This window comes from Sphingobacterium sp. lm-10, assembly GCF_023554555.1.
Taxonomy (GTDB): domain Bacteria; phylum Bacteroidota; class Bacteroidia; order Sphingobacteriales; family Sphingobacteriaceae; genus Sphingobacterium.
The window spans coordinates 28,581-40,385 of the sequence record NZ_JAMJWC010000003.1; the positions used below are offsets into that span (position 1 = coordinate 28,581).

General features: G+C 40.4%; 11 protein-coding genes. 3 read left to right on the forward strand and 8 right to left on the reverse strand.

Features of this window, described 5'->3' with window-relative positions:
• Window positions 1-255: 255 nt before the first annotated feature.
• The gene (locus M8998_RS14780) at window positions 256-1,356 is read left to right on the forward strand and encodes an ImmA/IrrE family metallo-endopeptidase (RefSeq protein ID WP_249994202.1); all 1,101 of its coding nucleotides are present in this window, start codon (window positions 256-258) and stop codon (window positions 1,354-1,356) included.
• On the forward strand, window positions 1,353-1,937 hold the full coding sequence (locus M8998_RS14785; protein ID WP_249994204.1) for a DUF4411 family protein: 585 nt from the start codon (window positions 1,353-1,355) through the stop codon (window positions 1,935-1,937). The genes M8998_RS14780 and M8998_RS14785 overlap by 4 nt, the downstream gene beginning before the upstream one ends.
• A gap of 193 nt (window positions 1,938-2,130) precedes the next feature.
• Here M8998_RS14785 and M8998_RS14790 read toward each other — a convergent pair whose 3' ends face one another.
• A complete protein-coding gene (locus tag M8998_RS14790; RefSeq protein ID WP_249994206.1) occupies window positions 2,131-3,123 on the reverse strand; it encodes an RES family NAD+ phosphorylase in 993 nt (330 codons plus the stop codon).
• A gap of 44 nt (window positions 3,124-3,167) precedes the next feature.
• A complete protein-coding gene (locus tag M8998_RS16305) occupies window positions 3,168-3,665 on the reverse strand; it encodes a recombinase family protein (RefSeq protein WP_349665666.1) in 498 nt (165 codons plus the stop codon).
• Between the two features lie 424 nt (window positions 3,666-4,089).
• On the opposite strand from M8998_RS16305, the gene M8998_RS14800 reads away from it, so the two are divergent.
• Window positions 4,090-4,590, forward strand: a complete 501-nt coding sequence (locus M8998_RS14800; protein WP_249994208.1) for a peroxiredoxin family protein — start codon at window positions 4,090-4,092, stop codon at window positions 4,588-4,590.
• A 139-nt stretch (window positions 4,591-4,729) separates the two neighbouring features.
• Here M8998_RS14800 and M8998_RS14805 read toward each other — a convergent pair whose 3' ends face one another.
• The 6 genes from M8998_RS14805 to M8998_RS14830 form a co-directional block, all read right to left on the reverse strand.
• Window positions 4,730-5,398, reverse strand: coding sequence for a DUF6624 domain-containing protein (locus M8998_RS14805; protein WP_249994210.1), 669 nt, complete (start codon window positions 5,396-5,398; stop codon window positions 4,730-4,732).
• Window positions 5,399-5,414: 16 nt separating this feature from the next.
• On the reverse strand, window positions 5,415-6,866 hold the full coding sequence (locus tag M8998_RS14810; protein ID WP_249994212.1) for a serine hydrolase domain-containing protein: 1,452 nt from the start codon (window positions 6,864-6,866) through the stop codon (window positions 5,415-5,417).
• Between the two features lie 38 nt (window positions 6,867-6,904).
• On the reverse strand, window positions 6,905-7,849 hold the full coding sequence (locus tag M8998_RS14815; RefSeq protein ID WP_249994214.1) for a hypothetical protein: 945 nt from the start codon (window positions 7,847-7,849) through the stop codon (window positions 6,905-6,907).
• A 2-nt stretch (window positions 7,850-7,851) separates the two neighbouring features.
• On the reverse strand, window positions 7,852-8,856 hold the full coding sequence (locus M8998_RS14820) for an ATP-grasp domain-containing protein (RefSeq protein ID WP_249994216.1): 1,005 nt from the start codon (window positions 8,854-8,856) through the stop codon (window positions 7,852-7,854).
• Between the two features lie 72 nt (window positions 8,857-8,928).
• Complete coding sequence (locus M8998_RS14825; RefSeq protein ID WP_249994218.1) at window positions 8,929-10,758, reverse strand: flavohemoglobin expression-modulating QEGLA motif protein; 1,830 nt, start codon at window positions 10,756-10,758, stop codon at window positions 8,929-8,931.
• Window positions 10,742-11,524 carry an N-formylglutamate amidohydrolase gene (locus tag M8998_RS14830; RefSeq protein ID WP_249994221.1) on the reverse strand — a complete coding sequence of 261 codons (783 nt, stop codon included), beginning with the start codon at window positions 11,522-11,524 and terminating at the stop codon, window positions 10,742-10,744. The genes M8998_RS14825 and M8998_RS14830 overlap by 17 nt, the downstream gene beginning before the upstream one ends.
• Window positions 11,525-11,805 lie beyond the last annotated feature (281 nt).

Below are 11,805 nucleotides of genomic sequence, written 5' to 3' on the forward strand. Positions count from 1 at the left end.
CAGAATATTAGACAATTCTTGTAGCACAGTTTTTCTTCGTTTTGTGAGATAAATGGATCAGCTTACTTTTAAATCTACTTTATATCTGTAGATTTTTGGAATACTTACATCCAGTAAACCGTCGACTTAAATAAGATGCTTACAATACAAATAAATGTATGCAAAATCACTAACTTTGTTAACATAAATTTCTTAAAATTCTTGAAGGTCGAGCAAAACATACAGCGTTTAGAGTACCTGCTGTCGTTGTATAAAATGACAGTGGAGGAGCTTGCTGCGTTGATCAGTAAAGGCAAAAAGAAGGCTGTTGACAAAGAAGATATTTATGCTGGGAATATTGATCTCGCATATTTAAAGCGTATCGATAAAATTTTCAATAAGGGACTTCACTATTATCTCGATCCGACGTCGCCGAATGTTGAAGCAGATGCAAGTATATTTTTCAGAAAGCACAAATTCGATGTTGATTTAAATTTTGGTGCGAAGAAAGTTGTTAACCAATTTGAAGAATTTAAAATATCCCTGTCTGGTATCGCCAAATTAGCTGACTTGAAAATTCACCGAATATTACCAATTTTTAAAATTGAGAATGATGCTCAAAATTCAGCATTTGAAATTCGAAAGATCTTGTATCCAGATTTTCAAAATCAACCAAAAGAGTTTTTGAAATCTTTTATAAGCAAACTCGCTGAGTATAACATCTTGGTGTTTGAATTCGTGGAGACTTGGAATAAGAAGGAAAAAGCTAATATCGATGGCTTTTTCTTAACGCCCAATGTTATCGTTTTAAAGCGTCAGCAGGTGTCTTTTAGGCGTGAAATATTTACACTCAGTCACGAACTGGGGCACTACCTTCTTAATAAAGAAGAGATTGAAAAACTCGATGTTCAGGATTTGTCTAATAAGAATTTGAGCAAAGTGGAGCGTTGGTGCAACGATTTTGCTTATCATTTTTTAGCAGGTCCTGAAAATCCGATAGAAACTATCGACGCTGCCGATCCGAAGAACGACTATGCATTTGATATTGTTGAGAATGTATCAGCTAATACGCATCTAAGTAAAATTGCGCTATTCACTAGGTTGTTGTATAAAAAGAAGATTTCGATCAAACATTATAACATGATAAAAGCTGATTTTGAAGAGCAATTCAGACAGCGACAAGAGGAAGAAAAAAGTAAAAAGGAGCAGGACAAATTGGATGGTATAAAGATACGGGGTTCCGCTCCAAAGCCGATTAATTCGCCTTTACTGATATCAACTATTCAAACAGCATTCTATGAAGGGGTGATTAATGAATATGACGTTTGTAAAACCCTAAACATCAAACCTGATAAATTAGAAACGATATTGTCATGACGGTGGTAATCGATACAAACTCACTTGTTTCTTTGGTGCGCTATTACCTGCCATTTGACGTTCAAGATGTGCTTTTTGCTTTTATAAAACAAAAAATAGCAGATGGTGAAATTGTTATTATTGACAAAGTTCTTGAACAATGTTCCTATCAATCAAAAGGCCTTGTCTTAAATTCATTAAAATATTTAACTGATAAAGCTTTCCTAAAAGCTGCTCAAGTCCCGACAAAAACAGATGAGATTCTACCGCCTTCGCCGGCTAAATTTCTTCGGCAGGTTGATAATCAATTTGTAAATAGAGTTGTAAGAAATAGAAGAGAAATCACGGACGCGGAATATGATGTACAGAAAAATCATTATCTCAATGATGCTGATATGAAGATGATCATTTTTTGCTTACACTTGAAACAAAAAACGTCCGATAGGAAGATTTTACTTGTTACCGAAGAAACGGAACAAAGTAACGATAATAAGCTTTTTAAAAAAATTCCCGCAATTTGTAAAGAATTGCAAATTGAAACCTGTCCCCTTCCAGATTTACTGAATTTATATAAAAATGAGGTAAAACTAGAGTTTAAATAAGTTAATAGCTTTTGTCTCTGTATTATCAAGTTGCTATTCTCTCTCCAAGTAAACGATATCTCTATAGTTTAAAATGTAGGTTAAAAAGGGTTTTAGTCCCAACATTTATGATACTAAACCTATCTAATGGAAACCTCAATTTTTGTATCCGCTTTCCAGTTAATCACAATATCATAGGCCATTTCGGAATTGTTTATATATCAAATATGTCTCCTTTGATTTCCTTAAAGACTTCAATAGATGGGTTGCCAATATTTTGTAGATCAAAATTTTCAGGGTAAAACAAGACAATATTGTAGTCCGTGAAGCTTTTAGTCGAATTGTACTTAATACCCTTATATCCTAATTCTTTTGCACAATCCATTATATACCTTGTGATAAAGTAGTCAGGTCTCCAAAATTCATTATTATTTGTCGACTCTCCCAAAACGTTTGCAATTGATAGAGATACAAATAATGGACTGTCATTCAAACTTATATTAGTTATATCAAAAGTTAAGTCTAAAATATTATCTATGCCTGAATTGATTTTAAATTCTTGTACCCAAATAAGACTATTTTTTAAATTTTGCACTACTTCTTTGATTGCAGTCTCCTTCGTATTAGCTAAGTAAAGATGACTTTGGCCTGAATGATTAAATCTCCCTTCTGTCGACTTTCCAACCGGAGCATTAAGCATTTCATTTATTTCTAATATATCGTGATTGGTTACTTTTCGAGCTCGATAGAAACTGTGTGAGGGTAAAACATTAGCTAAAGGGAATTGATTCTGTTGAAGTTGCTTATGAATACGCTTTCCAATAGGATGTTTATACCCCAGCAATGGAGTATCTTGCAAGAAATCGTTAAAAGACTCTACTTTTTTTAAAAATGATTTTCTACAATTTTTAATGAAATCCTCAAACTTTATGTCATATTTTGTTTTAACTGCTACATCGCAGCCAAGCGTGATGTTTGTCCCACATCCATGACAAACAATGTGGCTGATGATATTCTCCCAATGTTTTGGTTCAATATTAAATTTATAGAATAGATCTTCAATTTCTGTTTGATCCCCATGAATCCAAACCGGTTCTCCTTCATCATACGGTTGACAATTGTAGCAAGCAATGATTTCGGATTGTATCTTTTGCCTATAGCTTTCTTCTTTTTTTGTAAGTTTTGGAGGGAAATCTGGATCAAACATGTTGAATATCAATATTATTGCTGGATCGTATGTTACTACTAATTTTATACATTGTTAAATGGCAGATTCTCATATACTCTTAAATATCTGTAACAGGTCGCACGACTTATCTTAAGACTATCAGCTATATCTTGCACAGAGGGACTATCGCTAGCATCGTATAACGTTTTGACTGCTTTTATCTTCTTTATAGTTTCTTTACTATATCCTGCTGGCCGCCCTCCCTTTCTAGCTCTAGCCGAAGTTAAGCCAGCTTTTGTTCTTTCAGATATAATTTCTCTTTCAAACTCAGCCAGGGATGCAAATATGTTGAACGTAAATCGTCCAGTGGCAGTATTTGTATTGATCCCATCCTGTATACTTAGGAAGCTAACGTCCAGTTGTTGCATTTTTGTTATTAGATCGATTAGATCTTTCAGAGATCTACCAAGACGATCCAATTTCCACACGACAACAGTATCACCTTTCCTTAATTTTTCGAAAAGCTTTGTAAGCTCCGGGCGATCTTTTGATTTTCCAGAAATTTTCTCTTCAAAAATGATTTCACAACCGGTATTTTCAACGCGTCAATCTGTAGGTCTAAGTTCTGATCTTGCGTACTTACCCTAACATATTTATCTTCATAAAAACGTTTGATAGGCTAATTTATGAAACATAGATTTGTGTGACAACATTTTGAGACAGTACATACTACGAAATGTGGATCAATGATGAATCTATTTTTTTGTGATAAAAAAAGACCGTAAAAATCTAATAATGAAAAATTGATCTTCTGATTTTGCAACTTTTGAGCAATGATCTTGTTTTTTGCCAAAATGACTTGTTAGTTGGGGCGATCAGTTTTAATTGCAGAGTCATTCCCATCTGAATATGTGCACGCTGTAAGATGATAATAACCATATTTTTACACCAATATATATTGGTTTGTTGTATTTTTAATGGTTCACACCGACTAAGTGAAAGAATATGAATTATAAACCCTTATTTCTATCCACCGTGCTTTTCGTGTTGTTGGGCAGTGCCGGCTTCGCCCAAAACATTCAGCAAATACCAGCCTTCCAAAACTTTGTCCGTTATGATAACGGAAATACCTTCACCGTTGATTCGCTATCCAAACAGGGTGTCAATGTCTTGATTTTTTACGATCCCGGTTGCGGGCACTGTCAGGAGTTAGGTTATGAAATTGCGGAAAACTGGGATCAGTGGGCACCGACCACTTCTTTTTATTTTGTGTCTATGAATGAAAAAGCGGATGTAGATCGCTACATCGATAAGTACGCAATAGGATTGGACGAAAAGTCGAATGTCGCCTTCCTGCATGATCCTACGGGTGAATTTATTACGCTATTCGATCCGCAGAACTTTCCCTCTACCTATATCTATTCCGCCAGTGACGGACAATTGATCCAATGGTACGATGGAACGAACACAACCCGCAATATGGCGGCATACCTTCAAGAGAAGTAATGCTTGGGTAATAGGCTTTTCGTCATAATCAAGATGAGGTAGGAGAATGAGTCAATCTTTTCAGGGGCTGTCTGTTTAAGCTAATCAGTTGGCTAAATTTCTACAACAGCCGTTTAGTAGATGCCACTTCCATCAAAAATTATTTAACGTTTTGCACGCGTAGGATTTCTTCAATTTTAGGAAGATCTGTTCTGTATTTTTCCACGTCCCATCCTTTGACGTACTCTTTCATTGGCGGAAGCCCCATAGTTTGACGATGGATGTCGAGATTATCTAAATCTAAAATTGGATAGATGTAACCTTTGCCAGACTCTCGATCCGTGAAGCCTTGGCTTCCATACTTTTGCTTTTTCCCCTGACGCATAGCCACTCTATCTAATAATATGGCGACATTGCTAGATAAAATTTGACCCTGTTTTTCGCCCTCCATAATTATCGGAAGATAATTTTCTTGCGTCTCCAAATCTGCGTGCTGGACAACTAGAAATAATCCTTGTGCACCTTTTATACCGACCAACGTTGGGCCTACCCAACCATGCCGCTCAATGATAAGATTGACCAACTTTAAGTTTGTTCTATCGGTTTCGATAATGATATGCTGAAGGCTATCTAGGTACAAGCTTGGTTTTTCTGATCTTCTAGCTTCAACTAAGGCCATTCTAACAGATTGATCCGATTCATATATGCGCTCTAAAGAATCTTTTAACGATTTATTCAATCGCTCTTCCTCGATTACAAACGAGGTAACTTGACTAACGGCGGTCAAGCGAAAAAGGCAAAAAGCAAAGAGTAGTACAACGGTTTTCATAAACCTAAATATACACTTATTTCTTCTTAATCACTTCGCGAACAATCGCAATTGCCGTGCTATCGAGAGGTTCATTGCTGTTCGACAAAACGATTACTGCCGAGCGCTCATCGGGGATGATAGCCATATAGGATGAGCTTCCTGCTGTACCGCCATTATGCCAAAACAGATTCATGTCTTCCTGCAAATCCGTATGCCAAGCCAAACCGATATCCATATTATTTTCTGGTATATAAAAGGTAAAGAGCTTGGTAGCCGCCATAGCGCGTTGAATAGCATTTTCTGGGGTCGCGAGCTGTGTAATGGCGTAACGCAATAGATCATCAATAGTAGATTTGATTGCGCCGCCACCTGCCATTGCCTGAAAATGCCAGACGGGAACCTCTTGTCCACCTTCATATACTTTTAATACATTCGTGTTTTTCGGATCTACCTTCAAATCCGTAGCGCGCATATGCAAGGGCTGCGTGAGTGTCTCTTTTAAGCAAGCATCAAACGGTTTTTTAGAGATGATAGCAATCAATTCACCTAATAAACCATATCCTAAGTTACTGTACGCGTATTCCGTTTCCGGCTCGTGATCCAATTTGGCATGGCGCAGGTAAGCAAAGAGTGCCTTGCGATCGTAGTGCGCATAAGGATCGGCCGCTACATACCCTGAGCCGCTATTCCAATTGTCTGGAAGACGTGGCAAGCCCGAAGTGTGATTGGCTAAGTTGCGGAAGGTGATTTTATGCAAAGCTGTGTTTCTGGCCAATGAGTCAGGCAAGAATTTAATAATGCTGTCGTCTAAGCTAATTACCTGACGCTCGACCAGGTCAGCCAGTAGCGTAGCGGTGAATGTCTTAGTAATTGATCCAATTTCATAGATGTTATCCTCCGTCGGTAAGGTTTTATTGCCCTTGGCCGTTTCTCCAAAAAAGTATTTTTGCACCTTGCCACGATGAATAATACCGATAGTCAGCGAACGGGCATTGGCTTTCTGCGTATAATTTTTTGCAATATTCTCGATCTTAAAGTCAAACGGATCCATTGCTTCCACCGGAGCGCTGGTGTCCGCATCAGCGGTTTCTTTGGCTACGGCCGCTTTCGGATCTTCCTTGTATTGTTGAAACAAAATCGTATGGTAGTGATTGGTGCTGTCCACGCCTAAAACAAATAACAGACGCTCCGTATCAAAATCAAGTCGGTAGCTCGCTACGCCACGCTCAAATTTCAGCTGTTCCGCATTTTTAATATTTCCCAAAGCATACAATTGCTGCAGCATGGTCGTCAGTTGTTCGCGAGAAATCTGTCCTTGAAAGGATTTGCTCGCCAGGTTGTAGATAGAGTCAGCTTGCTGGCTATTGAAAAGATATTCAATCCGGTTATATAATGCGCGGTTTATTTTTTCATCTGCAGACTGTGCTGTGGCAGGCTGCCAATGAATCATTAAACCCAAAAATAGAAGTAGATAAATCTTATACATTTGACAAAATTAGGGAAAGAATTTTTGATGCACCAATATTACAGCACTTCGAGTGTTCGAAAGATCGCTTTCATTTCCTCCATAGCCTTTGCATTGATATTATATCCGATCAGGGAATATGCTCTGTGCGTGTCGAAAAGGGTAATGAAGTAAGCTTGGGTAATCTCGCCATTGCGTTTGTTGCGCAAATTGGCCATGACCTCTTCCGCTGGTAGATCATGAGCTGATAATGGGCGGGAAAACAGGATAGAATCCACATCAAAAATAGCTTGCACCTGGTTCAGGATAAAGTCCGTTTTATCGGTCACTTCTGCCGATAATGATTTGCGATCTATGAAAAATGCTGCGGGCGACCAGTTGTTTTTGGCCTCTTGCATATACTGTAATGCCGAGCCTGTTTTTCTGGTGAAACGAAAGGAGGTACCCGCCGTATTGATGGTAAAACCCATATTGCGCAACGGATCAACCACCACATCGGGATGATAGCGTACCGATAAGATGGTTTGCATAATGTCATTATCCAAATCGCCATCTGCACGATAAGGATAATGACAATTCAATGCAATCGTCTCTTTTTCATTGCCCAACACTAAAAAGATGCGGTGAAAAAGCGCCGTGTCGGAATCTCCTTTTTGGGTGCCCACATACAGGCGAGCCGGCAGATCATTGATCATGTACTGCGCGTGTTCTGTCATGCTAGACTTCTCATTATGGATCACCAGAGGAATTGCTTGCGCAATGTATTGCTCATAGGGGGTATTTACTTCCATAACCATAATGGTACTCTGCATCTCCAGATTTTGCAGACCGGTAAAACTGGTGGCAGGCTCAAATCCTGCCGAAGCAGCTAAGCTCACCTTTGCGCCGGCGACCATCTGATGTTGCGGTGTAGCTTCATTGATGATCAAGGTTTGCGCCTGTGCGTTCCAAGATGTCATCAGTAGGCTACAAACCAACAGAAAGACCAAGCCCAATTTTTTCATGTTTATTTTTTCCGATCGTGAATGTGATGTTCAATATCCTTGATGATAATCGAGATAAAATCTTCACCTGTCAGCTCCGACGCTTGTTGTAAAGCGCCAGGGCTAAATACGTTGATTTCCATGATTTTACTACCTACGATGTCGAGGCCTACCAAGTACATGCCGTCTTTGACTAATTGATCTGCGACAAGTTTAACCACTTCTAAGGTTTTGTCGTCTATCTCCGCTGCATGCATGGTAGCTCCCTGATGCACATTACTGCGGATTTCATTTTCGGGCTGTACCCTACGTACCGCGGCATATTTTCCATTCTTTTTGATGGGTTCGCCATTCAACAAGAAAAAGCGTAGGTCGCCCTTACTGGCTTCCGGCAAATATTCTTGCGCAATAATATATCCATCGCGCGCGATGGCTTCCACGGTTTGCTTCAAATTCTGAGCGCTTTCTTTATTGATTAGAAACACGTTCTTTCCGCCAGAACCTTTCAGTGGTTTTAGAATTATTTTGCTGTCGTTTTTGTCGAAGAAGTTTTGCACGTCCGCATAGTTCCGTGTCACAATGGTTTTCGGGCGGATACTTTCGTCAAAGTTTTCCAGATACAATTTGTTACTGGCGCGTGTGAGCGCTTCCGGATTGTTGATCACGAAGACACCCTGTTGCTGTGCCAATTCGGCAAATTGCAAGCCGGCAGCAGCAGCCCAAGGGCGAGAGATCATCTCATCTGCTGCATCGAAACGAAGCCATAGCACGTCGATCTGATTGAGGTTGACCAGGCTTTTTTCGGTTTCGCGCACCACATGAATTAAATCCGACTCGTCGTGGATACTTTCGTGCGGAGATACCTGCCGTGCATGGGCGCCCACTACAATCTCCGGATCATAGTAGAAATCGGCTAAGCCGATATAAAAAACTTCGTGTCCGCGCTCCAGCGCTTTTAATGCCAAAGAAGTGGTGGTGTAATAGGCCTCTTCTTTATGTGTCTGATTGATTACAAATGCTATTTTCATAGGGATAAGATGTCGTTGTTTAGGGATTATTTGCATCAATCATATGGTGCAAAATGAATTTATATCATGTAATTATTGAATCATTTTAAATATCCCAGAGCTCTTTCTAAGTGCCTCCAACTCATGGATATAGGGTTCTTCCAGATAGCGAGGATGCAAGGAAGGCGGTTTTATAATGCCTTTAAGCATAAGTTCCTGTATAATCGGGATGTATTCTTTTCTGATTTTGCCCATCATGAGCAACGTAATATCATTGCCCTCCTTAATATATTTTACCAGCTCGATTAAGCCTTGCAGGTATAGCGCATCTTTCGTTAATCCACCACTTCGGTATACGCGCATAGTCATCTGGAAAGCCGTTTCATGGTCGAAACTGTATCGCTCTACCAGCATAGAGAAGGTATCTATGAATTTATTGCCAGCCACCATATGATGTACGGCAACTACGCGGCCTGCCAAGATCCTGAGCCGAGCATTGGTCAATTCGCCCACGAGGTACTCGGAGAGCACAGCCAATCCTTCTTGTAGTTTTTCATAGCCAGGCACACCTAACTTAAATAGGTTGAAAGGCTGTTGCTTACCGTTAAAATAGGTGACGATATGCGTACCAACCTCATGCTGTATTAGCGCCTGTGCTCGATTGCGCGGCAAGCTGTATTGCTTACTAATATTGAGTACGCCCTGATTTACCATCACGCCGGAAATGTCGTCGCGGAGACGCACGGTTGTATTAAATTCGGGATGCTGTGATTTCAGATACTGAATCTCCTTTTCGGCCATTGCCGCAAACTCCTTTGCCTGAATAATATCCTGCGAGTTGGTTCGTATGATTGTATCTTCTTCCGTGATGGTGAGTATCGCTTTGGCTTTATCCAATAAGCTTTCGGCCACATTACCAAAAATTTGCAGACTGCCGAGCATAAAACCTTCTTTGCCTCGGTCGCTCAGCATGGTCATCATGGCATCCAGCTCGCGGCGCTTGTCGCGAAACAAATAAGCAATCGTTGGGTCGTACAAGTCTTCGATCCGAAGGTTGTACAGATTCCGTTTGATAATATCAGGATCGATCGGCATGGGCCGGTATTGAAACACGGGAGCTTTCCGGAAATTGTCTTTTTTGAACTGCAGCCAGGCCTCGTGTGCGTTAACCGGTGTGATCAACAGCAGGAAGTCAAAACGCTGACTTTCCTTGGCCAACTGTTGATCGATCTCCCAGACTAGCGGAGCCAATTCACTTTGATGCGTGATTTTAAATTCAGTTGGCTTTGCAGTGGTATGAATACGGATAAATTCAAAAAATGTTCGGGATAGACTCTTCGAAAGTGTTTCCCGAAATTGTCGGAGCAAAATGGGTAAAATCTCGTGCTTCCCATACAGATAAGTGTCCTTCACTCGGATGCCGATGTACTGTACCTGGCTATTCTTTTTTTCTTTGAGATCGATGAGTGGTGCAGCATCTTCGGGGCCAGGGGATTTTGTGCTGGTGATCACTTCTGCCGATAGCGCAGTGCGTTCTGCGTGAATGTGCTTTAGTAAATATTGCGCTACAGACTGGATGTTTTTCCGCGTGATTAGCAAATCGATGTCATTGCGCTGCGTGGAAGGTGCCACCCATGCTTCTACGATTAGACATCCACCAAATTCTTCCACCAGCTTTTGCGCAATCGGTTCCACCCATTGCTGAATAGGGAAAGTCGTATCATGAACTGCCAGATAGGCATATTCCGTTTTCACCAGCTCCGCCAACATGGGGTCTTCTTCTTCGCCCGCGCGATACACAAATAGGTAAGGAACAATCTTATTGAATACCAATTTGTTTTTCGTTGGCAACTTCACATGAAAGGGTGTCTTCGTGTGTATATCCTGTAAGATTCCCTCTAAAATGCTATTTTCGTTCTTCATCGGCAAAATAATCGTGTAACATATCCTTTGTATGTAGCAATAGCTGCTTGTAACTTTGCAATTTTTCCGGATAGATTTGTCCGGTCCATTCATCCATAAAATCCTTACGGAACTCTATGGATAAGACACAGCCATACGCGCCATACCGATCAGTAATGTATTTGGAAAGATAGCCTCCGTTGAATTTGATGTTTTCCCGAATATCTACCGGGGGTAAACCCACTTCTTGCTGACGGACCGAACTAATAAAAGCGTCAATCAGCTCGCGCCATTTCGGATTGTTGTGAGCAGTACCTAAGTTTATTTCTGGGTTTTTATCCTTATCTACCTCTTCAAAACGATCATTACGCTTCGCATTATAGCTGTGAATGTCATAGATCACAAAGTAGCCGTATTGCTGTATGGTCGCCTGAATGAGTTCGTCGATCTGCGCATACATGGCATCGTGCGTTTCATAAAGCGTATTGATGAGGTCAGTGGGCAGCTCTTTGTCCCAGACGGAGATACCCCAGGCTTGTTCGGGTTGGAGATAGACAGCATCTTTGCGAATACGATTGAGATCCAGCTGAAAGCGGGACGTAGCCGATATAAATCTATTAAAAGGCAATTCTGCCAAGCTGCCCGTCTGCGGATCTTCTTCGCGTAACCGCGTATCTTCGTCTGAAATTAAATAGGGAAGGAGTGCCTCATCCACATGATGTCCGTCGTGTATTGCAAATGCCCAGAAGGGACTACTCGTTTTTTCGATCAGGTGTTTGTATTCCATCAGTCTATGTTTTTGGTTTTAGGTCTGCGAACCTAATTCGTTTTATTAACTGATGAGTGGGCAAAAAGTTTGGTTTTGCCGAGCTGTACGCCACTTGAAACTTAAAAAACTGTAATGCAGTTTCGCTCACCACAGCAATCTCTATTTTCCTGCTAATTATCTCTATAACTCTTTAAGGGAGCAACTTATTCCACAACACTATAGGTATCTAATGATAATCTCAGAGTTTAACTATCTACTTGATTGATTCTAAGGTTTTTAATTCTTCATTGCAAGAAGTA

Bases quoted from the DNA above. Each gene is read 5' to 3' on its own strand.
- M8998_RS14780 (WP_249994202.1), top strand. From the start codon at position 256: ATGACAGTGGAGGAGCTTGCTGCGTTGATCAGTAAAGGCAAAAAGAAG.
- M8998_RS14785 (WP_249994204.1), top strand. From the start codon at position 1,353: ATGACGGTGGTAATCGATACAAACTCACTTGTTTCTTTGGTGCGCTAT.
- M8998_RS14790 (WP_249994206.1), bottom strand. From the start codon at position 3,123: ATGTTTGATCCAGATTTCCCTCCAAAACTTACAAAAAAAGAAGAAAGC.
- M8998_RS14800 (WP_249994208.1), top strand. From the start codon at position 4,090: ATGAATTATAAACCCTTATTTCTATCCACCGTGCTTTTCGTGTTGTTG.
- M8998_RS14805 (WP_249994210.1), bottom strand. From the start codon at position 5,398: ATGAAAACCGTTGTACTACTCTTTGCTTTTTGCCTTTTTCGCTTGACC.
- M8998_RS14810 (WP_249994212.1), bottom strand. From the start codon at position 6,866: ATGTATAAGATTTATCTACTTCTATTTTTGGGTTTAATGATTCATTGG.
- M8998_RS14815 (WP_249994214.1), bottom strand. From the start codon at position 7,849: ATGAAAAAATTGGGCTTGGTCTTTCTGTTGGTTTGTAGCCTACTGATG.
- M8998_RS14820 (WP_249994216.1), bottom strand. From the start codon at position 8,856: ATGAAAATAGCATTTGTAATCAATCAGACACATAAAGAAGAGGCCTAT.
- M8998_RS14825 (WP_249994218.1), bottom strand. From the start codon at position 10,758: ATGAAGAACGAAAATAGCATTTTAGAGGGAATCTTACAGGATATACAC.
- M8998_RS14830 (WP_249994221.1), bottom strand. From the start codon at position 11,524: ATGGAATACAAACACCTGATCGAAAAAACGAGTAGTCCCTTCTGGGCA.